This window comes from Achromobacter sp. NPDC008082 (genome assembly GCF_042957345.1).
GTDB lineage: Bacteria > Pseudomonadota > Gammaproteobacteria > Burkholderiales > Burkholderiaceae_B > Achromobacter > Achromobacter kerstersii_A.
This window is the reverse complement of record NZ_JBIBIB010000003.1, coordinates 359,133-381,191: the sequence shown is the minus strand read 5'-3', so window position 1 is coordinate 381,191 and position 22,059 is coordinate 359,133. Positions and strand designations below refer to the sequence as shown.

Below are 22,059 nucleotides of genomic sequence, written 5' to 3'. Positions count from 1 at the left end.
AGTTTGACGCGCAGCAGAACTAGCCGCCGGCACCGCGCAGACGCGTTGCGTAGCGCTCCGTTCCGTGAAACTTCGGTGGCGTTGCCACGGACGCCGTGCCATTGAAATAGCGCCACATTTGTTACTCCCGGTTCCCGGCCTCCGGCGCAACACTATCCCTCAGCACCTTTACGGCGGGCTGCCATGCGACCCGCCGTTCATCCCCGCCGAGAAGGAATCACCACCGGAGGCATCACACCATGACCACCCCCACCCCACCCACCGGCCGCATGCACACGCCGCCGGTTGTCACGGCCGACGAATGGGAAGCCGCCCGCCAGCAGCTCTTGCTGAAAGAAAAAGCCCAAACCCGCGCCCGCGACGCCCTGGCCGCCGAGCGCCGCCGCATGCCTTGGACGCCCGTCGACAAGGACTACACGTTCGACGGCCCCAACGGCAAGCAAACGCTCCGCGAGCTTTTCGACAACCGCCGCCAACTTATTGTCTATCGCGCCTTCTTCGAACCCGGCGTCTACGGCTGGCCCGAGCACGCGTGCCGAGGCTGTTCGATGGTGGCCGATCAGGTCGCGCATCTGGCTCACTTGAACGCGCGCGACACCACGCTGGTGTTTGTCTCGCGCGCCCCGCAGGCCGACATCGCCCGCTTGAAAGCCAGCATGGGCTGGACGATGCCGTGGTTCACGCTCACCGACAGCTTCGATGCGGACTTTGGCGTGGATGAATGGCACGGAACCAACGTGTTCTTTCGCGATGGCGACCGCATCTTCCGCACGTACTTTCTGAATAATCGTGGCGACGAGCAGATGGGCGGCACGTGGAACTACCTGGACATTACGCCGCTGGGCAGGCAGGAAGTCTGGGAGGATTCCCCCGAAGGCTACCCGCAAACGCCGACGTACAAGTGGTGGAACTGGCACGACAGCTATGTCGCGGACGCGCCGCCGGATCAGAAATGGGTTGAGGTGTCTGACGCCGGGGAGAAGGCATTCAGGGAGCATTGCGAAGGCGCTAAGCCGTCGACGTAGGCATGCCGCATCACTCGGGAAGGGCGTTCAACGTGAATCTAGGGCGCCCTTGATGGCCCGGTGTCAGACTGCAATTTCGTACCGAGGGGGAGCTGTCAGACTGCAATTTCATTAAGCCGGACAGATCCCCGCCGCCGCCTCACCGAAACCTTAACTGCCGCCGCCGCAACTCCCCCACCGTCCTACACCCCATCAACTTCATCGCCCGCTCGATTTCCACCCGCATCTGCTCCAACGCCCGTTCCACCCCCGGCCGCCCCGCGGCTGCCAGCGGAAACAGGTAATACCGCCCTAACCCCACCGCTTTCGCGCCCAACGCCAGGGCCTTCAGCACATGCGTGCCGCGTTGTACGCCGCCGTCCATCATCACGTCGATGCGGTCGCCGACTGCATCAACAATTTCCGCCAGCTGATCAAACGCACTGCGCGACCCATCCAGTTGCCGGCCGCCGTGGTTGGACAGCACGATGCCGGTGCAGCCGATATCGACCGCGCGCTTGGCGTCGTCGACTGACATGATGCCCTTCAGGCAGAACTGGCCGCCCCATTCCTGCACCATCGCGGCGACGTCGTCCCAGGTCATGGCGGGGTCGAGCATCTCGGTGAAGTAGCGGCTAATAGACATGGCGCCGCCGCCCATGTCGACGTGGGTGTCCAGTTGCGGCAGCCGGAAGCGTTCATGCGTCAGGTAGTTGATGGCCCAGGCGGGTTTCGCAGCGAATTGGGCGATGCCGGCCAGATTCAGCCTGAACGGGATGGCGAAGCCGGTGCGTTTGTCGCGCTCGCGGTTGCCGCCGGTGATGCTGTCGACGGTCAACATCATGACCTGGACGCCGGCCGTCTTGGCGCGGGCCATCATTTCGCGGTTCAGGCCGCGGTCTTTGTGGAAATAGAACTGATAAACCTGGGGGCCGCCGCTGATCTGGCGGGCTTCTTCCAGGCTGACGGTGCCTAGCGACGACACGCCAAACATCGTGCCGAACTTGCCGGCGGCGGCAGCCACGGCGCGTTCGCCGTCGTGGTGAAACAGGCGCTGCAAGGCCGTGGGCGAGCAGTACACGGGCAGCGCTAATTTCTGACCCATGACGGTGACCGACATATCCACGTTTTCGACGCCGCGCAGCACGTCGGGCACCAGGTCGCAGGACTCGAAGGCGTCGGTATTGCGGCGGTAGGTGGTTTCATCGTCGGCGGCGCCGTCGATGTAGTTGAAGATGGGGCCAGGCAGGCGCTCGCGCGCCATGCGGCGAAAGTCGTGGAAATTCTGGCACTGGTTCAGACGCATCGGAAGACCTTTATCAACGTCATACGTACACACTGCATATTGATCGCCGGGTGGCTGAATGACCCAGCGCAATGGCCAAAGGGCGAATGCCTGCCCTTCCCCGAGAAAAGATGCAGTCTGACACTTTTTATGCAGTCTGACTGCAATATTTCCATCGGCTCGTGCTAAAAAAATGCAGTCTGATTCCCAACTAGGATGTTGATGTCAACAATATCGAAACGGTGTGGCGCGGTTAGGCTGACTCACATGAGGAGCCGGAGAAAATGAGCTCGGCCTCCACCCTTGATCCCGCCCGCAGCGCGTTGCTGGTCATGCATTATCAGACCGACATCATCAACCTGTTCCCCTCTGTCGCGCCCACCTTGCTGGCGAATACGCGCACGCTTTGCGATGCGGCACGGCGTCAAGGGATCAAGGTTTATTTCGTGCAGATTCGGTTCAGCCCGGGCTATCCCGAAGTCAGTCCGTTAAATAAGAACGGGCAAGGCATCAAACAACTGGGATTATTCATCGACGATCAGATCTCGCCGGAATTGGGACGGCAGCCCGACGAGCCGATCATCATCGCCCATCGCGCTAGCGTGTTTTTTGGTACGGACCTGGAACTGCGGCTGTCGGCGCAAGGCATCGATACGCTGCTGATGGTGGGCATTGCTTCCACCGGCGTCATGCTGTCGTCAATCGCGCATGCAAGCGATTCGGACTATCGATTGTTTACCGTCAAAGACTGCTGCTACGACCCGGATTCGATTGTGCACGAGCACCTGTTTGCGACGGCGTTTGCGTCGCGCAGCACCGTGCTGTCGCTTGCTGACGCGCTGGCGTTGCTGGCAAAGCGCGGGGGTCCTCCGGCAACATCCATCCACGAACCTCCGCAATGACATTGCGGCGCAACCATGAAAACGAGGTGGCCGATGTTTCGATCTTTACTGCTAGGCGTGTCTATCGCGGTCACGGCATTTCCTGCCCTGGCCCAATATCAGGGCTCGTATCAAGGGCATTACTCGAATAATCAGGCGATGGCCTTGTCCGCGGATCTAGTCCGCAAAGACGGAGACCGCTATTCGGTGAAGCTGTCCACGGTCGTCCCCATCAATGACAAGCGGCCGGGATGCGCAGGCAGCGTCGAGGGCGAAGCGGTCATCAAAGACAAGCGCGCCACGATGAGGATCAAGAACGAAGGCTACGACCCCAAGTCACCAGAATCCGCGCAGAATCAAGCGTACTGCGAGATCAAGCTGACTTTCCTCGACAAGTACAAATTGAAGATCGAAGAGGTGTCGGGGTGCTCGTACTATCACGGGGCCGCATGCAGTTTCAGCGGAATCGTCGAGCACGACGCCAGCGGGATTTGACGCGATTGGATCTGGCTAACGGGCAGGCCGGCGCAAATTGCAGTCAGACTGCAACCAGCACAAATTGCAGTCAGACTGCAATCAGCACTGCCGGCATTGCCGTCTGACACCCGGATCACTTCGCCGGCGCAAATATCACCTTGACCGGGTTATCCGCCTTGTACGAAGCCGATGCCGGCCCGGACTTCGGATCAAATCCGGGATGCCAAGCCCGCAGCTCCGCCTCCGAGAGCCATTCCAGTTGCAATTGCTCGTCGGGCGAATACGACTGGAACTGCGCCAACGCATTCACCGCAGACTGGCAGTTTTCTGAAATGCCAGACTTCAGGATTGAAACCTGGGTTTGCTCGGCCGATGACATAGAGCCCGGCTGAGGGCATTTGCGGACTTCAACGTGGTATTGGCCCTGGGGCGAAGGCAGATCCACAATGATTTTGTTTGGGCCGCATCCCGTCAGGAGCGCGGCCAACAGTGCCAGGAACGCAGTATTTTTTATCATCAAGCTACCTTATGACTGCCCGCGCAGTCGGACGGTGAACACGTATCCAGGGACTCAGACTGCAATTAACACTACTGAAAATGCAGTCTGACACCAAGCACCGTGACACCAAGCACCGAAATTGCAGTCTGACTGCATTACTTATTGAATTGCAGTCAGACTGCATTTTTTAGACTGCATTTTTTCCGCCTTCTACCCCTGCTGGCTCAACGCCCGGCTGATCCGGTTTCTGGATACCGTCGTCTTTGGCACCTTGAACGGGAACCACGTCCGCACGTCTTCTTCCAGCCCGATGCCGTGCATGTAGTTGTAGATGGCCTTCTTCAGCGCGCGGCCCAGCGCGTCGTGGTCCACGCCCGTCGGGTCATGAAAGCCGATGTCGTTCTTGGCGAACGTCACGTCCGGCAGCGGCTGCAAGGTCACGCCGTATTCCTCGGGGTTCTTGCCCACCGGGGAATGCACCGTACAGGCAAAGCGGTGAAAGAACCCGCTTTGAATACAGCCGTTTTCGAACAGTTGCCGCACGTACTCCAGCGCGTCAACGGTGTCTTGGACAGTCTGGGTGGGAAAGCCGTACATCAGATACGCATGCACCAGAATGCCGGCGTCGGTGAAGGCGCGCGTGACGCGGGCCACCTGATCCACCGACACGCCTTTTTTCATCAGGCTCAGCAGGCGGTCTGACGCCACTTCCAGGCCGCCCGATACCGCAATGCAGCCGCTGTCGGCCAGCAGCTCGCACAGTTCCGGCGTGAAGGTTTTCTCAAAGCGGATGTTGCCCCACCAGGAAATGCCTGCGTTGCGGTCGATCAACTCTGTTGCCAGCGCCTTCAACGATTTGGGCGGCGCGGCTTCGTCCACAAAGTGGAATCCGGTTTGCCCGGTCTCGCGCACGATGGCTTCGATGCGGTCGGCCAGCACGGTCGCCGATGCGCCTTCGTAGCGGCCGATGTAGTCCAGGCTGACGTCGCAGAAGCTGCACTTCTTCCAATAGCAACCGTGGGCGACGGTGAGCTTGTTCCAGCGGCCGTCGCTCCAAAGGCGGTGCATGGGGTTCAGCATGTCCAGCAGCGACAGGTAGCGGTCCAGCGGCAGGCCGTCCCAGGTGGGCGTGCCCACTTCCGCGAAGGCGACGTCGGGTTCGACCAGGTTGACGTACTGGACCAAGCCCGTGTCCTTGTCGCGCAGGAAGGTGCGCACCAGGCGCTGGCGCGAGCGCTTGCCTTGCACGTGATCCAGCAGGGCCAGCAAGGGGCGTTCGCCGGCGTCCAGCGTAACGAAGTCAAAGTAGTCGAAGACCCGCGGGTCTTTCAGTTCGCGCAGCTCGGTGTTGACGAAGCCGCCGCCCAGCACGGTGACGATGCTGGGGTCGTGCGCCTTGATGGCCTGGGCGATGCGAAACGCGGCATAGACAGCGCCCGGAAACGGCACCGACAGCAGCACCATGGTGGGCGTGTGGCGCGCCAGCGCGTCCATCGTCAGCTCGCGCAGCGTCTCGTCGATCAGGTTCAGCGGCGCGGCAAGAGACGCGGCCAAGGGGTCGAACGTGGGCTGGCTGCCCGCCAACGATTCCGCGTAGCGAACGAACTCGAAGCGCGAGTCGATCGCGTCGCGCAGCACATCGGCCAGGTCATTCAGGTACAGCGTGGCCAGATGCTTGGCGCGGTCATGCAAGCCCAACGCGCCGAACGCCCACCCCAAGGGGTCGCCGCCGTCTTCGTCCATATAGACGTCCAGCGAGCTGAAACGCGGACCTTCGGGCAGGAAGTGGCGGCCGACGATGCGATGCGCCAGCGTGGAATCTCGGCCTTGCAGGAAGGCGATGGCGGGTCCGATGGTGGACAAATACCGCGACTCCATCGCCACGAAGGCCTGGATGGCGGGGGTGTGCTTTTCAAGCGGCAGCGTGGCGATTTTGTCCGCCACGGCGCGCAGGCCATCGGCAGACAGCAGACGCAGCACCAGCGCCAGCGCCAGATCCTCCTGAAAGGACGTCACCTCGCGAGAGCGCAAGAAGCCCGTCAGATAAGCGGTGGACGGGTAAGGCGTATTCAGCTGCGTCATCGGCGGGATGACCGACAGCACGCGTAGGGGCGAAGTGGACATGAGGCACGGCAGGGTTGCCGTCAAAGCGGAGATTGGGGGAAATATGGGGGAATTATAGGCAGTGTGGCGGCAGGCCCTGCCCGGGCGGCGTGCAGGCCCGGATTCTCGTCTTGCAGACCGGGCTTCCATCATAATTGGCGCAGACCGATCCCTTGTCAGACCATGCGCAATCACCACGATCCTTTCGCTCCGCCCAACAAGCAGCGCCCTGCCCGCCTGAACTCGCTGCTATGGATTCTTGAACCCTTGGAACGCGACCCCGGCTATACGCGTCGCAAGATGTTCGGGTGTGAAGCGGCCTATCTGGATGGTTCGCTGTATCTGGTGGTGGCCGACCGCGAAGCGCCGTGGAATGGCGTGATGGTGTGCACGTCACACGATCGTCAGGCGGCGTTAATCGCCGACATGCCTGCGTTGGTACCGCACCCGGAGCTCGGAAAGTGGCTGTATTTGCCACAGACCGATGAAACATTTGAAGCCATTGCGCAAAGGCTCGTGGCACTTGCGCAGTTGCGTGACCCGCGTCTTGGCGTTGTGCCTAAACCAAAATCGCGACGACGCAAGCCTTGGCGCGAAGATGAATAAGCCCAAGCCGGATCATAGGGCTGGTAGTCGAACTGCCGGCATTACAAATGCCGATGGCTGCACACCATAGGCTGCCCGGTCAATTCCGCAATCAGCGCCGCCAGCCCTTCAGCGCTTTCCCGGTCCAGCCCTTCGGCTCGTAACAGGCGAAAGCCCATCGCCAAGGTGTAATGCCAATCCAACTCCAGAATTCGATAATCCAGGCCATTCTCGGGGCAATGCCACTGCGCGCCCGGATTATCAAACGCCGCACCGATGAAATCCACATGCGACTCAAACGGCGGCAAGGACGCTAACGGTTCGTCAACCCCTGGCAGGCTGGGTTCGGAAAGATTTTCGCCCACCGCCACAACCGGATTTTCGGTGTCATACGCCAGCAACATCAGCGCAACCTCTCGCGGGTCCGCGTCATAGCCGGCGCGCACATGGTCGCTCAGGTAAGGCCGGGCGGCCGGGCCTAGGCAATATTGAGGGCTATGCCAGTCACTGTCTTCGTGATCGTCATAGAGCGGATCAGGCGTAATCCCATGGCTGGCGAGCAACGCCCTTACCTCGTCAAGGGATGCGTCGCGCCCGGCCGAGAGGCCGTCAGGCAAAGCGCCCGCATCTACATATTGCGCAAGCAAATCGCTTGGTGTGTCGATGGTGTGAAGATGCTGGTACGTGCCTTCATCGAATCGGGCTAGACCAAAGCCCAGGTTCGACAACGCACGATAAGGCACCTGTTTGCCACGTGCCTCAAGCAGGTAGCCGCCGTCCAAGAGCCGCGCTTGAAGTGCCGGCCAGTCAGGGGGCGCCAAATGAAAATCGCGCGGGCAGATGAATTGGTGGTGTTCAGACATGGGTAAAAGGCGCTGATTGAATGCGGGCCATGTGGCCAGATAATCTAAATGAAAATGCTAAACGGGCGGCGTCGCCAAACCGAGGGCCGCATCCCAAGCCCGATTCAACGCCCGCGCCTCATCGGCCAAGACATACTGCGGCGCGCCCTGCGCCATGGCGGCGAACAACAACGCGTCGCAGGCTTGTTGCCACAGCGGCGACAACACTTGTTCTGTTTCGCCGTCCTCTTCTATCAACACGAACGCATCGTCGCCATCAATGGCTTTAGCGCGTTGCCGAAGCTGCGTATGAATCAGCAGAAAACCGGAATGAATCGGCGACCGCTCCTTGTCTCGCCCACGGGACGCGGCTAGCGTGCCTTGCCATTCGCCGGGGTCGGCAGACCGGGTGTCTCCGCCCGCTTGCGCCCATCGTATCCACGCCTGGCCGTAGGCCGCCGCTGCATGCGGGTCAACATTTTGAGCCAGCGCTTCGGCTTGCGCGCGGGTCAGACCGTTGATGCACGTCAGGATAGTGAGCACGGCCTCCCCATGCGCGCCGAACAACGTCGACAGCGGCAAGGCTTCAAGCAGCTCGATCGCCGCCGCGCGCCAGTAGCCGGGCTGCGCCACCAGCCCCGACATGTCACCCAGTTCCTGCACGCGCACCCGCCACAGTTGCCCGGGCCAGCGGCTGCCGATGGTGATGGACGCAATCGCTTGATCCACCACCATCCACGGCGGCGCGGCGGTCGGCAGCCTGACGTGATTGCCGTTTCTGATCAACGTGTCGGACGCGTCGGGAAGGTCAAACCAATAGCCTTCCATGGGGGATGCGGAGGATTGCGGCGATGTGGGCATGAGCCGGTATCAAGTGAAGTCGCGGGGCAGTATAGCGAGGCCGGGCCAGATTTGACCTGACCGGGCCAAATTTGACTCACCCTAAGTCGTTGATATCGCACCGCTAATTTTTTATCGGGTCAAATCTGGCTCGATTCTTCCCTGAAACACGCGGTTTTCATGGGGTTTGCGCTTGCGACTGGTTGTCGTGAAGCATGCAAAGCGCGCTAAGCCATTGATAGAACGACGATATTTTTTCTTTCCCCACGCATGGCACGGATCTTGCATTAGTCGGGATAGCGCGTCTTTTGAGATGCCGCCGATCTTTCGGCCCGCTCCCGCAACCAGGAATCCGTCATGTTCAAGCCCGCTTCAGTCCGCTGCGGCATCCAGCAAGTTCAGGCGCCACGATGACCCCGTACGCGGCGCTATTGACCCGTTCCCGACTCGCGGACCAGAACTTCTTTCTGCTGATCGATCCCTTGGCGGATTGCGATGACGACCTACCCATTCACCCCGACGCCTTGTTGCAGCGGTTTCCCTCCGACGCCGTCGAGACCGTCTTGCGCGCCGATCTGGCCTACGCGCCGTCAATCTGCCCCAAGCTGATCACGCTCGCCGACGCCGGACACCCCTTCGACGAGGATCTTGTCCGCCTGACGGTGGACGCAGCGCTGGCGGAGCCCATTGGCGCGAAGCGTTTGATCTGTGGCTGGCTGAGCAGCCCGTCGCCATTGGACGAGCTGGCGCACGATCTGGCCCAACGCTGCGTCGTGCCCGACGCGCAAGGGCAACGCTTCATCCCGCTGTTCGAGCCCTTGCGTCTGGAACTGCTGGCCACTTGCCTGCAAGACCGCGTTCCGCCTTGGCTGTGGCCCGTCAGCCAATGGATATTGCCCAGCTGCGGCGGCTTGCTGCAACTGTGCGGCAAAGCCGCAAGACCCGCCGCGCCGCTGAGCGCCTCGGACATTGCCACGCAACACCTTGCCCCGCTGGTGAGCTGCGTGTTGTCCGCGTGGCAACGCTTGGCGGCGCAGCCCATGCCTCGCGCGGCGCGCGGGTTCGCACCGAGGCTGCGCGACGAGGGCGGTCCCGCCAACCAGGCCGTGGCAAAGGTCTTGTCGTTATTACAGCGTAGCCACACGCTTGGGCTACGCAACGCGCAGGACCGCATGACGTTTGCGCTACAGCACCTGACCGTGCACGCACGCCTGGAAACGCACCCGCACATTCAGCAGCGCATACACGACGCCGTATCCGGCAAGACGTCACTAGAGGCCTCCCTTGCTCGCATGAGCGACGGGGAATGGCACTACATCCTGAAAACATTAGCTCGCGAGCGGAGTTGAACGATGGGTTCCTTTGCCAATCAGATCAGGCTGGCCGTGCACGAAACGTCCTCGGTGCCGGCGGGCGCTTGCCGCACTTGTGAGCGAGGCGGCATGCCCGTGCTGTTGCTGCGGCAATCGCCGTTGCCTCCATCGGCCGACTTCAACCCCGATCGTGACCGCCATCACATCGACGTCCAGGCAGACCGGCATCGCATGCTGCGCGAAGGCTATGTGTATGTGCTGCTCGATCAGGAAATCTGGCACGCCTATCAGGTCAACGCGCACGGTCATCTGCGGCAATACGACCCCTATCGTATGCCCAAGGGGCCGGCCAAGCCCCTGTCCAAGGCCTGCACCACCGAAGGCCACGACATACGCGCGTCGTTCATTCACGTTGATACGAAGCAGCACAAGGAAGCGTGGATCGCGTTCTCGCACGACCGTTGGCCCGAGCCGGTGCTGGACGCCTACAAGTCGCAACGCGCGCCGTCGTCGCGGTTCTTGAAAGTGGATCTGGCCGCGTTGCGCGATACGCCCAATACGCTGGGCCACGGGCTCACGTATGCGGATGGCTTTCTGACGGACCGGGTCTGGGAGTATCGCTACGACGCACGCGACTTTGGCAGCCGCCATGGGCTGCACCAGCGCACCCACCGCCTCGTGCCGCTGAATGACTATGTCGACAACGCCGCGCGCACCCACGCGCTGCCGCAAGGCGTGCCCGTTCTGGTATTGCCCGATCCAGTAGGCACCGTGCTGGAACTGAATCAGCAACGCCAGATTCTGATTCAAGATCGCCTGGCGTGGGCCGGCAATGCCGAACGCCAGTACTTGTTGTTCACGTCGGCCGCGCTGCTGCAAATCAAAGAGCTTGAGAAATCCTGGGCGCAGGGGCAAGCGCAGCAAGAGGTAGAAAAAGAGATCGAATATCGCAAACAGCACAATGATCACCCGGTGCTGGGTACGCATACACACTTGCCGCCCGTGGACATAGCGCGAGAAACCGAGATCGTCGCCCGACGCATCACCACCGAATACCACGAGCGTCTGGAACAACGCTACGACGAGCCGCTGCGCCTGCGGTTTCAACAGGAGCACGACAAGGAATGGCAACGTCGTCAGGCCCTGATCGATACGGTCGGCAAGCGCTATGCCGAATGGCTGTTGTCTGACAGTTGGCAGCGCATTGCTGAACACGACTACTCGGCCGCGGATTCGTATTCCGCTGCCAGCTTCACGAAGATGGTCGCGGCTTGCCTGGATGGCGGACCGAGCGAGGCGCCCGTGGCGAACGATTCCACCGCCCTAGGCCCCACGCAGAAGCTATGGAAAGCCCTGCTGGAGAACCCGGACAGCGTTCTATACAAAGCCATGCTTGCCAAGAACGACAGCCTGCTTGCCGGGCTGAAGCCAAGTTTCACGCAAGGGTTTCAGGCGAATGATTCCGGCAAGCTCTATGCGGCCGCGAAAGACGTGCTGGGTTCCCTAGAGGGCGAGATATACCTACGCGCGTCCGTGTTGGAAGCCATCGGTCTACTGCAAGGCGCGCTGAACAACGCATTCCTCGGCCTGGACGCGCAGGTAAAGGAGCAGCTCCGGCCGGTCGTGACCGCTCTGCATCAAACCAGCCTGCTGCTATGCAGCCAGATGCAGATGATCCGCGTCGAGATTGAACTGACGCTGGGTGAATACCAGGAACTGCTGACTCAACAGATGCGGGAAGCATTCGACAAAGCCGCGCAACCAGCGAGCAAGAAAGTGCGCGCGATGATATTCAGCGGAATGATCGCGCTGCCTGGGCCGGCGCAGAAGCAGATATTCAAAGCGTCGTTCTGGATTGCGGATACGGCTGAGGGCTTGAAGAACAAGCTTGCGGCGATGGCGACGGGTGCAAGCGCCACGGTGGATGGCGGCTGGCGGCTGGCGCAGGATTGTCGTTGGCATAGAGAGTTTGGAACCGCAGGCGCGCGCGATGGCGGGTGAGCTGCGCGCCACCGCCGTCGATGCAAAACTGCGCGCCAATCAGGCGCTTGCGGGGTTACGAGGGTTGGCCAGCTTGGATCTGGCGCTGTCGATGGGCGCGCTGTTTTTTCAGCAGGACGGGCTGGAGCGCAGCGTGAAGGAGCTGGAGCGGACGATCGGAGCGAAGTACCCGGAGGCGGTCGCGGGGGTTGCGGCGAGTGCGGTTGGGGTGTTGGGGGTGGGGGTTGAGCTGACGGGGGTGGGAATTCGAGAGCTGGCGAACGCAGCAAACAAGGCAGGCGCAGGAGGAGTCAGAACCTTGAACGCGCTGGAATTAGGGAAAGGATTTATACGGTTTGGAGGCGTTACGAGCGCGATGGCGGGCACGGCAGATGCGGTGCAGTTCGTCATCGCAGCGGAACGAAGCAAGCGGGCTGGAGACTTGAACGCAAGTGAACGGTACGAATGGGCGGCGATACTGGCATTCCTAGGGAGTGCCGCTGGAGGCAGCGCAGCTTACTTGGGTCTAAATTCCCTTTTAGGCCCTTTGGGCGTGGCCCTTGCGTTTGGCCTTATTGCCTACGCAGCATCACAAAGTGCCAAAAAGCTCCAATCCACCGAATTAGAACGATGGTGTCGACGCTGCTATTTCGGCTTTCATGATGAATTACCGCCAATTTGGTGGAATAGCGCCAAAACCATACCGTCAATACCCGCTTATACAAATACAGCCGATGCAATCACCAAGACCAATTCTGCGAATCGCGACAGAGACGTTGCGATTGGCGCACTTAATGCTGCCATTCTGGGGTTGAGGGTTGAAGCCACATTTTCAAGAAATCCAGAGCCGGCTGCGGTCGACACTACAGGGGTTAGCTTCATCTGGGGCGAAGCGTTGACCTACAACGTTGAACTACCGGTATGGGATCCAGATAAGGCGGCTTACACCATGACAGTCAGCCTACATAGCTACAAGGGCGAACATATCGCCGTCGCAGAACAACATAACGCCACTGCGCTAAATACATTGTCAGTGCGAGAGCCGGGCCATGGTTACCAAATTGACGCGTACGCAAGACGAACACCTTCGATTGCAGCGCCCGCGATAGCAGGAACATTACTTATCGAGTTCTGTGAAACAGACATTGAAGCTGTGACGGTGCACGCGAAATATTGGCCAAATAAGGATGATGTAGACGTGTTTGGAGAATCCACCCTTACAGAGCTTCGGTAAGCGTCCATCAATCAAGGCAGTAGACGAAGTAATTACCTGAGAAATCAGCAGCCGGGGCACGAAATGACACGAAGAAGGCCAGCACTGAGCAAGCCCTCTCCGGGATGGCAGCGCGACTTACCAGAGCCTAGCGCCGCGTTTGAGAGAGACATTCATGCGGACGTTCAACCAACCTTGAATGCCATCGATGATACATACTTGGAGATCTCTCGCCGCTCCGCAAAGATGCGCGGCTTAATGTTCGTGTACTTCCTGATCGGCGTTGGCTTCTTTTTATTTTTGATGCCGGATCTGGCAACTATGAAAAGAATGTGGAGCTTAGGTCTCGTGAGGACGGCAAGAGCGTTGGCCCCCACGTGCAGTTTTGCCGCAATCGCGCTCTTGTGCCTACGAATTGACACCGCCATCCCCCGCGACGAACCCATCCGCTTCAACCGCCTTCGTCGCAAGGTATACGTCTACAGCTTCCGCATCATCTGGTGGAACCCATTTGGACGCTGGTACGTCACCACCAAGACCTACAACTGGGGCGACTTGCGCGCCGAGCTTTGGCGCCAGCGCGGCTTCACTGCGCAAGGCGGCCTGCTCATCACATGGGGGGTTTCCATCGCCGTCGTCAAACCTGACACCAACGAAGTCATTGACCGGTTCCCGTTAAGCGTAGGGCAAGACGAAGGCAGTTCATGGGACTACGTTCGCGTCTACATGCAACTCGGCCCACAAGCCTTGCCGCCTGTCGAAGATCTTCATGATCCCAACGAGGTTCCGCCTCTTAACCTGGCCCTTCGTTTAGCACCCAAGGTGCAATGGCCAGCGGAAATGGACGCTGAATCACGCAGTGCGGGCTAGCGTCCAAACTCAGAAAGCAAAGCACAGCACCTAGTCAGACTCCCCCGCCCCGCTCAACGACTTCAGCACCGTCCACCCCGACTCGATATGTTTGCGCATCGCCAGCATCGCAGCGGACGCGTCGCCTGATGCGAACGCCTGCAAGATCTCTTCATGCTCTCTTACCGCGTCCTGCCCGCGGCCCGACGCCGAGTTGATCAGGTCAAACGGATAGCGCGCCCACAGGATCTGCACGAAGTGCAGAGTTTGGGGCAGTTGGGCGATGTCGTAGAGCTGGCGGTGGAAGCGGTAGTTGATGCCGCGTGCGGTGGCGCGGTCGCCGGTTTCGAAGGACTTGGCGAAGTCGTTGGCCAGCACGCGCAATTCGGTGATGTCTTGGGTGGTGATGCGTTCGATGGCGGCGCGGACCAGTTGCGATTCCAAGAGCAGGCGCAGTTGCAATATTTCGGCCGACGCGCCGGCGTCGAATGGCACGACGCGCGCGCCGCGGTAGGAGTCGCCGCTGATGTAGCCTTCGGCTTCCAGCAGCTTGAGCGCTTCGCGCACGGGCGTGATGCTTAGCTTCAGTTGCTCGGCAATCTCTGCCTGCTTCAAGCGCGAGCCGCGCGGGAACACGCCCGAGATGATTCGCTCTCGCAAATAATCCGCGACTTGTTCCTCTTTCGTTCGGTATTCCATTTATTAAGCCTGATTGGCCCGGACTTGCCGGTTAAACCTTGGGTTAAACCCCCTGGGGCTAACCCTGATTACAGGCCGCGAAGCCCCTGTGGGCCTGATTCTAACCGCTAAGCCATGGCCGCACCCCGGGATTCGGCGGCGATGCGGCGGGCGCGTTCGACGACCGGCTTGTCGATCATTTTGCCGTCCAGTGCGGTGGCCGCGCCGTGGCTGGCGTCAAAGGCGGCCAGCACGCGGCGCGCCCAGTCTTGCTCGCTGGGGGTGGGCTGAAAGGCGGCGTTGACGGCGGCAACCTGACGGGGGTGGATGCAAAGCTTGCCGCCGAATCCCAGTTGGCGCGCGCGGCGGGCGTCGGCCTGCATTTGTTCCGGGTCGTTGAATTCCAGGCTGACGCCATCGATGGGCGCGGCCAAACCGGCGTGACGGCAGGCCAGCACGATCTCGGTGCGGATAGCGGTCATGGCGTCGCCTTCGTCGGCGATGCCGCTGTCGACCGCGAAGTCCACGCTGCCAAAGGCGATGCGCGCGACGCCCGGCAGACGCGCCATCTTGTGCAGGTCCATGTAGCCGCGCACGGTTTCCAGCAAGGTGATGATGGGGCGGCCGGGCAAGGCTTGCACGGTTTGCGCCACAGTCGCCGCGTCGGCCTTAGGCAGCATGACGCCCGCGCCGGGCGCCCCTTGCTGCGCTTGTCCTTGCTGCGCTTGTCCTTGCTGCCCTGGTACTTGCCGCCCTGGCCCTTGCTGCCCTGGCCGTCCATGCAGCCCTTGCCCCTCCGACCCTGGCAACCCTTCCCCCCCTTCCAACCCTTGCAACGCTTGCACGTCCTCGTGATACCACTCGGTGTCGGCGGCATTGATGCGGACGATGCCTTGGCCGCCCTGGGCCAGCCAGGCCACGACCTCCGCCCTCGCCTGCGCTTTGGCGGCCGGCGCGACGGCGTCTTCCAGGTCCAGGATCACCGCGTGCGCGCCGCTGGCTACGGCGCGGGCGTAGCGGTCTGGGCGGTCTCCGGGAACGAACAACAGGCTACGGGCAAGCGGATTCATGGGCGGCTCATTCGAAAACGACGTCTTGGGAATTGGTGATGCGGCAAAAGCGTTGCAGGCTCTTGATCGCGATGTCGTGCTCTTCGGTGGACAGGCCGCAGCAGCAGTCTTCCAGCACGATCATGTCGTAGTCGCGGTCGTGGCCCTCGCGCACGGTGGCTTGCACGACGGCGTTGGTCGAAATGCCCGAGCAATAGATGCGCTTGATGCCGTTGGCGCGCAGGATGGCTTCCAGGCTGGTGCTGTAGAAGGGGCTGACGCGGTGTTTGATGATGTCGAAGTCGCCCGGCTGCTGCCCCAGATCGGGATGCGTCTGCGTGCCCCACTCGCCCAGTTTGAAGATGCCGTTCTTGCGTGCGCCCGAGAAAATCGGGGAACTGGGCGGGCATTCGCGGTAGTCGGGAGAAAAGCCCACGCGCACGAAACCGATGTGCAGGCCAGCGGCGCGGGCCTTGTCCAGCGCGCGCCGTGTGTGTTCAAGGATGCCGCGGCTGCGCACTTGTTCGCCGTAGGCGGCGCGGCCGTTGGGGCCGTCGGCGTGGACCAGATCATTTTCCATGTCCAGCACCAGATAGATCGCGTCTTTCATCAGGGATTCCTTTGCGTGATGGGGTTGGGATGTCTGATTGCGCTCACAAGATCACTTCGCGGGCTTCGAGGTCGGCGCGTTGCGCGGTGCTCAGGCCCAGTAGTTGCCCGAACACATAATCCTCGTCCTGGCCCAAGGCGGGCGTCAAGCGCCGGATACCCACTTGATCCGACCCGCTGAAACGCGCAGGCGCGCCAACGGCTAGCCGCGGCGCAATGTCGGGCGCTTGCACCGGCGTGACTGCGCCGCGCGCTTGCAGATGCGGGTCCGAGGCGACGTCCTGCATCGTCCAGGACACGTGCGCGCACACCCCCGCCTGTTGCAAGCGCTGCGCCGTGGCTTCGGCGTCGCACGTCTGCAACCATTGGGTCAAGGCTTGGTCCAGTTCGGCGCGGTGCTCGCGGCGCAGGGCTGCCGTGGCATAGCGTTCACCGCCGTCGCCCTGCCCCAAGGTGTGCGCCAGCGCGCGCCATTCGGTGTCGTCGCGCACGGCCAAGGTCAGCCACCGGTCGGGTTGCGCCGTGGGATAGACGCCGTGCGGCGCCATGGCCAGGTCGGCGTTGCCCGGGCGTTCGGGTGTGATGCCCAGGCTGGCCAGCACCAGCGCGTCGCCGATCATGGCGGACGCCACTTCGCGCGCCGCCAGGTCGACGTGCTGCGCCTGGCCCGTGCGGCGGCGCTGGTTCAATGCGGCCAAGGTGGCAAGCGCCGCGTGCACGCCCGCGGCGTGGTCCATGACGTGCCGCATTTCAACGGGGGGGCCGTCGCTGTATCCGCTCATCCAGCCCAGCCCGCCCCATGCGCCAAAGAGCGGCGCGTAGCCGGCGAAGTGGGAGTCGGGGCCGCTCTGGCCGCAGGATGACAAGGACAGCAGGACAAGGTCTGGCTTGGCTTCGCGCAGCGCATCGAAGCTCAAGCCCAGCCGCGCCATGACGCCGGGGCGGAAGCTCTCGGCGGCCACTTCTGACAGCGCAACGATGCGCTTGGCCAACGCCACGGCCTCAGGCTGTTTCAGGTTCAGGCGCACCGACAGCTTGTTGGCCGACACCTGATCAAACGTGGCGGCCGACATGCGGCCATACACCGCATGCGGTTTACGAAACGCGTCGGGCCGCGTGGCGCTTTCAATCTTGATGCACTCGGCGCCAAGTTGGGACAGCAGATGAGTGCAGAACGGCCCTGCGGCATGAATGGTGAAGTCCGCGATGCGCACGCCGGCAAGCGGCGCACGCAGGGGATCGGTCTGCGGGGAACGTGCCAGAGCCTGGCTCATGCGGTGGCCTCCTGTGCCATCTCGTTCAAGGCGGGCACGGCGCCCGCGCGCGGCAATGGGGTACAGCGAAACTGAAACGGCGCGACAAGAATCTGGGCGTCGCGGCCACTGGCCAGCACGGCGGGTGCGAAGAGGCCGCGTGCGCGCTCTTGTTCACCTTGAACCACTTCGGCGGGCAAGCGGTATTTGGCGGCCGGCACGCCCAGTTCCTGCGCGCGCCGCACGATGTCTTCAACCGTGTGGCGCGCCATCCACTCACGAATGTGGCCGTTGATTTCATCGCCCCGGCGGCTGCGTTCAAGGGGGTCGCGCAAGCCCGGGTCGGCCGCCCAGGCCGGTTGGCCCAGCAGGTCTACCAGCGACCGCCACTGGCGGTCTTCCAGCGTCAGCAATTCAATAAAGCCGTCTTGCGCCTCGAACACGCCGCCGTAACGGAAGCGGCGGCTGCTGCGGTGTTCCAGCGACCCATCGCCCAGGCGTTGCAGGGCGAATGCGCCGACCGACAGCACGGCGTCTTGCACCGACACATCCACGTATTGCCCGCCCCCAGATGGGGCGGCCCACCAGGCGGACAGCGCGCAAAGCGCGGCCATCGCGCCGCCTTGGTAGCCGCCGAAGTGGCCATAGATTTTCAAGGGCGGGCGGTCAGGGAACAGCTCGTGCGACAAGCCGTTGGGCAGCAGGAACCCTTCACCGCCCGCGTGCAGCAGGTTGACCTCTTCGCCATCCCAATCCGCTTTGGGACCTGTCGCCCCGAAAGGCAACACGCTGACGTGGACCAGCGCCGGCCAGTCGCGGGCGATCTGCGCGGGCGACAAGCCCTGCGCCTCGCGCTGGCGCACGGGGGTGTCGTCGATCAGGATGTCTGCGGCCGACAGCTCGCGCGCCAACACGTCGCGGCCCGCGGGCGTGGTCAGGTCAGCTTCCAGGCTGCGCTTGCCCACCGCCAGATAGGCGAACAGCGCGCTCTCATCGCTATCGCCAATCAACGGCGGCGCGCGCCGCAGCCGTGAGCCGCCAGGCGGCTCCAGCATGACGACCTGCGCGCCCATGACGGCCAGCATTCGTCCGGCATAAGCGGCCGCGACCGTGTTCGAGCGCTCCAGCACACGGCAGCCGGACAAGGGCAGCATGGCGGTTTGTTGCGTATCGTTGGACTGCATAGGGGCTGTCTCGCAAGGTTGCGGCCGCGGGCCGGTCAGCGGGTCACGGGCAGTTCAAGGTCCACGCCGGAGCCATCCAGGAAGGCCGGCAGACGCACATCGCGCGACGGCAAGGCGACGGTGGCGATCCCCGGCGTGGTCAGTTCTCCGCGCTGGTTTTCGGCGGCCAGTTCAATGTCGACCAGCCCGGTGTTGTCCTTGACGTACTTGCGCACCACCTTGCCCTTGCAGAACGTGGTGTCGCCCATGATGTTGAAGCGCCGCATTTCCGTGCGCACGCGCTTGATGACGCCCGCGTCGCCCATCCAGTTGGTCACCAGCGAGCACATCCAAGACGAACGCTGCGGGCCGTAGTCATAGGTGCCAGGCACGCCCACTTCCTTGGCGACCGATTCGCGATGGTGGCCGATGCCGGTGTATTCCACGCCGCCGCCCGCCTCCGGGTTGCGGAAGAAGTGGCCCGGATGCTTGACCGCCGCTTGCAGCACCACGCCGTGCGTATGGCCGCGTCCGCAACCCACCAGAAAGCCCATCGTGTCCATCAGCGACAAGGGGCCGCGTGCAATCGTCGGCAGCTCTTCGCCTTCCTGCACCTCTTCCCAATAGCGCACGTTGGCGCCACGGATGTTCTTCGGCTCGTCCAGCACCATCTGGTCGATGCGGTCGCGTTCCTGATCGGTGTATTCGTGCTGCACGATTTCTTTGTACTTGCCGGTATCGCGCGCGGCCTTGCGTTCGTGGCGCGTGCACGTGCCGAGTGCGCGGGCGACGAGTTCACCGCGCTGGTTGTAGTAGCTGGCTTCCACGTACTGCAACACCAGCCGGCCCGAGAACTTGCTTTCTTTTTCTTCCACGCCCACCACGCGTTCGATGGCCGTGATGCGGTCGCCCGGCCGCACATGGCGGAATAGCTCCCAATCGTTGCCGGCATAAAAGCCGTGCACGCCCGGCAGGCCCCAGCGGGTACGGCCCAGCCAGCCGAACGCCATCGGGAACATGGGATGGCCCAGCAGCGTGCCGTAGCGCGTGCCGGCGGCGTAGCCGGCGTCGCGGTACAGCGGGTTCAAGTCGCCAATGCCATTGCACCAATTGCGCAGCGTGTCCGCGGTGGCGTCTTGCAAGTACGGCCCTTCGGGACGCAGGTGCAAGCCGATCATGGCGCGCGCGGCGGCGACGGCCTCGTCAGTAATACGGCCTTCGGCGGGTGCGTTGCCGACATCGGCTTGGGGAAGATTCATGACATTGCTCACGGTTGCGACTCCTCTACCTATAAAGAGAATGCAGAATGCATTCTTTGAGAACTTAAAAAAACGCGTTGATCGCGGGGGGGAATGCGGAATGACTATTCGATACGGATACCTGCCGCCTGGATGATGGCGCCCCACTTCTGGCGTTCGTCCTTGACGAATGCATCCAGTTGCGCGGGCCCCATCACCAGCGGCTCGACGCCGATGTCCAGCATCTTGCGGCGGGTGTCGGGTTGCTCAAGCACGTGGCGCACGTGCTCGCTCATTTCCTTGATGATCTGCGGCGGCGTGCCGCGCGGCGCGAACAAGGCGTCCCACGCCACCACGTCAAAGCCCGGCACGCCCTGCTCAGACACGGGCAGCACGCCAGGCAGCATGTCGCTGGCCTTCAAGGACGTGATGCCCACGGCGCGCAGCTTGCCGCTGGTCAGGTACGGGCGCGCGGCGGTCACGGTGTCGATCACCAATGGGATCTGCCCGCCCATCGTGTCGGTCAACGATTGGCCCGACGCCTTGTACTTCACGGCGAACAGGGGCGCCTGCGCCGACTTCACGAATTCCGCGAACACCACTTGCGCCGTGGTGCTGGGCAAGCCGACGTTCAGCGTGTCGGGCCGGGCGCGCGCCCGCTTGACCAATTCGCCCACGCTGTTGGCGGGCAGGTCGGCTGCGGACGTAACGATCACCATCGGCAACAGGCCGATCATCGCCACGCCGGAAAAATCAGCGGTCGCGTCGTAGCCCTGGCTGGCGTACAGGAATTCGTTGGCGGCGTTGGTGGCGTTGGTGCCGAACAGAAAGGTGTAGCCATCGTTGGCGGATCGGGCGGCGGCGGACGATCCGATATTGCCGCCCGCGCCCGCGCGGTTTTCGATCACGATGGGCTGATTCAAACGCTTGGCCAATTCCTGCGACACCAGACGCGCGAGTAAGTCGGCGCCCTGCCCCGCGGCATACGGCACGATGATGCGCACGGGTTTGTCGGGCCAACTGCCGGCCTGGGCCTGCGGCAGGATGCCGATGGCCATGGCGGCGCAGACACCGGCCAGGGCCCTACGCAAGCCCATGCGAAATCCCATGCGCAAGCCCATGCGGAAACTCACGCGCAATCCCATGCGCAATCCCGCGGGCGACCCCATGCGCAACCCCCTGCCACTAACGAACACCGAACCCGGGCGGGAAGTCACCAACGCGTCTTTCGAAGATAGCCTCATGATCATCATCCGTTCAGCGCCAAACCCGCACGCGGCCAGCGCGCGGCGAACAGCTGCCCGTAGCCCGACAGCGTGATGTAGGCCGTGCGGCGGTCACTGCCGCCAAAGCAAATGTTGGTGCAATAGCCTTCGGGCGCTTCGTGGAATTCGATGAGTTCGCCTTCTGGTGAGATCACACTGATGCCGCCTCGTACCAACGTCGCCACGCAGATGTTGCCGCCCGCTTCCACCGCCAGCGAATCAAAGCGTTGATAACCCGGCAAGCCGTGCACCAGTTCCCCGCCGTTGGGCGAGGGCCACGCCGCCAACTGCAACTCACCGGGCGCAGACGCCGGACGCGGGATCGGGTATGACCACAGCCGGCTGGTTTCCGTTTCAGATACATAGAGCCGCGAGCCGTCAGGCGACAAACCAACGCCATTGGGCGTCAGCACGGGATGCGCCGCGCGGCGGATGGCGCTGCCGTCCGTGCGGGCGTAGTACAGCGCGCCGCGCAAAATCTTGTCTTCAAAGGTTTTGCCGAAGTCCGTGAACCAGAAGCCGCCGTGCGCATCGAAGACGATGTCGTTCGGGCCGTGCAGCGGCACGCCGTCGCAATGGGTGTATAGCGTTTGCACCGCGCCGGATGCGACATCCACACGCTGGATGCTGCCGCCGTCGTAGCCGTCTGCCGGGCCGGTGGGCCGGGTAAAGCCCGCGTCGGTGCGCCAGCTGAAGCCGCCGTTGTTGCAGACATAGCAATGGCCGTCCGGCCCCAGCGCCGCGCCGTTCGGCCCGCCGCCCAGGTCCGCCACTTTGCGCAGTTCGCCATTGGGCAGCACGCGGGTCAGGCGTCCGCCCGCAATCTCCACGACCAGCACACTGCCGTCGGGCATCGCCACGGGGCCTTCGGGAAATTCCAGCCCGCTTGCCAAGACTTCACCTTGCAGCTTCAGTTGCTTCATGCCCAATCCT

General features: G+C 62.4%; 21 protein-coding genes. 8 read left to right on the top strand and 13 right to left on the bottom strand.

All coding sequences use genetic code 11. The annotated features are described in order from the left end of the window. The first annotated feature begins 239 nt into the window (after nt 1–239). Nucleotides 240–1,025: a DUF899 domain-containing protein gene (locus ACFZAI_RS13965; RefSeq protein WP_391567417.1), complete on the top strand. Its 786-nt coding sequence runs from the start codon at nt 240–242 to the stop codon at nt 1,023–1,025. A 139-nt stretch (nt 1,026–1,164) separates the two neighbouring features. On the opposite strand, the gene ACFZAI_RS13960 is transcribed toward ACFZAI_RS13965, so the two are convergent. After that, nucleotides 1,165–2,310, bottom strand: coding sequence for an alpha-hydroxy acid oxidase (locus ACFZAI_RS13960; protein WP_391567416.1), 1,146 nt, complete (start codon nt 2,308–2,310; stop codon nt 1,165–1,167). A gap of 263 nt (nt 2,311–2,573) precedes the next feature. On the opposite strand from ACFZAI_RS13960, the gene ACFZAI_RS13955 reads away from it, so the two are divergent. After that, nucleotides 2,574–3,191 (top strand): isochorismatase family cysteine hydrolase, encoded by a 618-nt coding sequence (locus tag ACFZAI_RS13955; protein ID WP_391567415.1) that lies wholly within the window; start codon nt 2,574–2,576, stop codon nt 3,189–3,191. Nucleotides 3,192–3,224: 33 nt separating this feature from the next. Beyond that, nucleotides 3,225–3,665 carry a hypothetical protein gene (locus ACFZAI_RS13950; protein ID WP_391567414.1) on the top strand — a complete coding sequence of 147 codons (441 nt, stop codon included), beginning with the start codon at nt 3,225–3,227 and terminating at the stop codon, nt 3,663–3,665. A 115-nt stretch (nt 3,666–3,780) separates the two neighbouring features. On the opposite strand, the gene ACFZAI_RS13945 is transcribed toward ACFZAI_RS13950, so the two are convergent. Both ACFZAI_RS13945 and ACFZAI_RS13940 read right to left on the bottom strand, forming a co-directional pair. Further along, nucleotides 3,781–4,164: a hypothetical protein gene (locus ACFZAI_RS13945; RefSeq protein WP_391567413.1), complete on the bottom strand. Its 384-nt coding sequence runs from the start codon at nt 4,162–4,164 to the stop codon at nt 3,781–3,783. 192 nt (nt 4,165–4,356) lie between these two features. After that, nucleotides 4,357–6,270, bottom strand: a complete 1,914-nt coding sequence (locus ACFZAI_RS13940) for a B12-binding domain-containing radical SAM protein (protein ID WP_391567412.1) — start codon at nt 6,268–6,270, stop codon at nt 4,357–4,359. 162 nt (nt 6,271–6,432) lie between these two features. Between ACFZAI_RS13940 and ACFZAI_RS13935 the strand changes: the two genes are divergently transcribed. Then, nucleotides 6,433–6,855, top strand: a complete 423-nt coding sequence (locus tag ACFZAI_RS13935; RefSeq protein WP_391567411.1) for a hypothetical protein — start codon at nt 6,433–6,435, stop codon at nt 6,853–6,855. A 41-nt stretch (nt 6,856–6,896) separates the two neighbouring features. On the opposite strand, the gene ACFZAI_RS13930 is transcribed toward ACFZAI_RS13935, so the two are convergent. Together ACFZAI_RS13930 and ACFZAI_RS13925 are read right to left on the bottom strand one after the other, a co-directional pair. Continuing rightward, nucleotides 6,897–7,616, bottom strand: coding sequence for a hypothetical protein (locus tag ACFZAI_RS13930; protein ID WP_391567410.1), 720 nt, complete (start codon nt 7,614–7,616; stop codon nt 6,897–6,899). A 138-nt stretch (nt 7,617–7,754) separates the two neighbouring features. Further along, the gene (locus ACFZAI_RS13925; protein WP_391567409.1) at nt 7,755–8,537 is read right to left on the bottom strand and encodes a hypothetical protein; all 783 of its coding nucleotides are present in this window, start codon (nt 8,535–8,537) and stop codon (nt 7,755–7,757) included. A 389-nt stretch (nt 8,538–8,926) separates the two neighbouring features. Between ACFZAI_RS13925 and ACFZAI_RS13920 the strand changes: the two genes are divergently transcribed. The 4 genes from ACFZAI_RS13920 (at nt 8,927) to ACFZAI_RS13905 (ending at nt 13,892) form a co-directional block, all read left to right on the top strand. Further along, nucleotides 8,927–9,865, top strand: a complete 939-nt coding sequence (locus ACFZAI_RS13920; RefSeq protein ID WP_391567408.1) for a hypothetical protein — start codon at nt 8,927–8,929, stop codon at nt 9,863–9,865. A gap of 3 nt (nt 9,866–9,868) precedes the next feature. Beyond that, on the top strand, nt 9,869–11,830 hold the full coding sequence (locus ACFZAI_RS13915) for a T6SS effector BTH_I2691 family protein (protein WP_391567407.1): 1,962 nt from the start codon (nt 9,869–9,871) through the stop codon (nt 11,828–11,830). Beyond that, nucleotides 11,820–13,043, top strand: a complete 1,224-nt coding sequence (locus tag ACFZAI_RS13910) for a hypothetical protein (RefSeq protein WP_391567406.1) — start codon at nt 11,820–11,822, stop codon at nt 13,041–13,043. The genes ACFZAI_RS13915 and ACFZAI_RS13910 overlap by 11 nt, the downstream gene beginning before the upstream one ends. A gap of 174 nt (nt 13,044–13,217) precedes the next feature. Further along, nucleotides 13,218–13,892 carry a DUF6708 domain-containing protein gene (locus ACFZAI_RS13905; protein ID WP_391567405.1) on the top strand — a complete coding sequence of 225 codons (675 nt, stop codon included), beginning with the start codon at nt 13,218–13,220 and terminating at the stop codon, nt 13,890–13,892. Nucleotides 13,893–13,922: 30 nt separating this feature from the next. On the opposite strand, the gene ACFZAI_RS13900 is transcribed toward ACFZAI_RS13905, so the two are convergent. The 8 genes from ACFZAI_RS13900 to ACFZAI_RS13865 all read right to left on the bottom strand — a co-directional run bounded on the left by ACFZAI_RS13900 (nt 13,923) and on the right by ACFZAI_RS13865 (nt 22,049). Further along, a complete protein-coding gene (locus ACFZAI_RS13900) occupies nt 13,923–14,570 on the bottom strand; it encodes a GntR family transcriptional regulator (RefSeq protein WP_054425367.1) in 648 nt (215 codons plus the stop codon). Between the two features lie 107 nt (nt 14,571–14,677). Then, nucleotides 14,678–15,619, bottom strand: a complete 942-nt coding sequence (locus ACFZAI_RS13895; protein WP_391567404.1) for an HpcH/HpaI aldolase/citrate lyase family protein — start codon at nt 15,617–15,619, stop codon at nt 14,678–14,680. Nucleotides 15,620–15,626: 7 nt separating this feature from the next. Further along, nucleotides 15,627–16,208: a cysteine hydrolase gene (locus tag ACFZAI_RS13890; RefSeq protein ID WP_391567403.1), complete on the bottom strand. Its 582-nt coding sequence runs from the start codon at nt 16,206–16,208 to the stop codon at nt 15,627–15,629. Between the two features lie 43 nt (nt 16,209–16,251). After that, nucleotides 16,252–17,481, bottom strand: a complete 1,230-nt coding sequence (locus ACFZAI_RS13885) for a CaiB/BaiF CoA transferase family protein (protein ID WP_391567402.1) — start codon at nt 17,479–17,481, stop codon at nt 16,252–16,254. Next, nucleotides 17,478–18,644: a CoA transferase gene (locus ACFZAI_RS13880; RefSeq protein WP_391567401.1), complete on the bottom strand. Its 1,167-nt coding sequence runs from the start codon at nt 18,642–18,644 to the stop codon at nt 17,478–17,480. The genes ACFZAI_RS13885 and ACFZAI_RS13880 overlap by 4 nt, the downstream gene beginning before the upstream one ends. A gap of 35 nt (nt 18,645–18,679) precedes the next feature. Next, a complete protein-coding gene (locus ACFZAI_RS13875; protein ID WP_391567400.1) occupies nt 18,680–19,882 on the bottom strand; it encodes a MaoC family dehydratase N-terminal domain-containing protein in 1,203 nt (400 codons plus the stop codon). Nucleotides 19,883–19,986: 104 nt separating this feature from the next. Further along, nucleotides 19,987–21,006, bottom strand: coding sequence for a Bug family tripartite tricarboxylate transporter substrate binding protein (locus tag ACFZAI_RS13870; RefSeq protein WP_391567399.1), 1,020 nt, complete (start codon nt 21,004–21,006; stop codon nt 19,987–19,989). 104 nt (nt 21,007–21,110) lie between these two features. Next, a complete protein-coding gene (locus ACFZAI_RS13865) occupies nt 21,111–22,049 on the bottom strand; it encodes an SMP-30/gluconolactonase/LRE family protein (protein ID WP_391567398.1) in 939 nt (312 codons plus the stop codon). Nucleotides 22,050–22,059: the final 10 nt, after the last annotated feature.